The sequence below is a fragment of the Roseateles sp. P5_B10 genome, assembly GCF_056400485.1.
Genome location: NZ_JBFULE010001342.1, coordinates 1 through 898, shown reverse-complemented (window position 1 = coordinate 898; position 898 = coordinate 1). Strand labels below are relative to the sequence as shown.

General features: G+C 67.9%; 2 protein-coding genes. Both read right to left on the bottom strand.

Translation table 11 applies throughout. The features are described 5' to 3' along the window. Window positions 1-113: 113 nt before the first annotated feature. The gene (locus tag AC1DU6_RS33185) at window positions 114-641 is read right to left on the bottom strand and encodes a hypothetical protein (protein ID WP_157281927.1); all 528 of its coding nucleotides are present in this window, start codon (window positions 639-641) and stop codon (window positions 114-116) included. Between the two features lie 168 nt (window positions 642-809). After that, entirely contained in the window at window positions 810-896 is an 87-nt protein-coding gene (locus AC1DU6_RS33180; RefSeq protein WP_477862571.1) for a hypothetical protein, read from the bottom strand. Window positions 897-898: the final 2 nt, after the last annotated feature.

The following is an 898-nucleotide window of genomic DNA, read 5'->3' as shown; positions in this document are numbered from 1 at the left end:
GCCACGATGCGGGCCCAGGTCAACAGAGTCGGCAGCGTCAGGAACATGCCAGCATTGTGCCCATGTCGACGCCCGCCCCGGGGCACCGCCGGCGCAACTGTGGCGGCCAGCCCTCAGTTCAGGCTGAGCGGCTTGAAGCGCCGGTCCTCTTCGAAAAGGAAGGTCTCGGTGAACTTCCAGGGCTCAGGCATGCGGCGCACGTCGCCAAAGGGCGCAGCGCGATGGATGGCGTCGATGGCCAGCTGCAGGGTTTCCGGTGCAAACCTGGGCTTGCGGACGACGTTGACGCGACGCACGCTGCCGTCGGCCTTGACCTCGATCTCCAGCACCACGACGCTCAGTACATGCGAGGGCGCCTTGGTCATGAAGCTGCCTTCCGGGTTGGCCATGACGAGGCGCTCCGCGGCCTGGCGACGCAACTCGTCGTGGGTGCGCACCGGCTTGGGCGGCGGCAAGCCGGCGGGCTTGGGGGCCGCCACAACGGTTGGCGACGGCTGCGGCGCGGGCTCTAGAACCACGGCGCGTGGCACGCCGTCAGTGGGCACCACAGGCGCCGGTGCACGTGGCGTTGCCGCGCAGCCGGCCAGCAGCGGACCGATCAGCCAGCGTGCGGCGCGTTTCAAGGGGGCGATGGTGGGCACGGCGTTCTCCTCATGGCTCGCATTGTTCTGCTTCGTCCCCTGCTCGAGGTGCGACGAATTTCTCACCGCGACTGCGGCGCTGGTAGCGCAATGCAACGCAGCGTAAGCGTTCTACACCTCAGTGCAGCGCGCGGTAGATTTCTTCGGCCAACTCGCGCGTTCTGCACTTCAGTGCAGCGCGCGGTAGATCTCCTCGGCAAGTTCGCGCGACACGCCCTTCACGCTGCACAGCTCGTCCACGCTCGCGCCCGCCACGC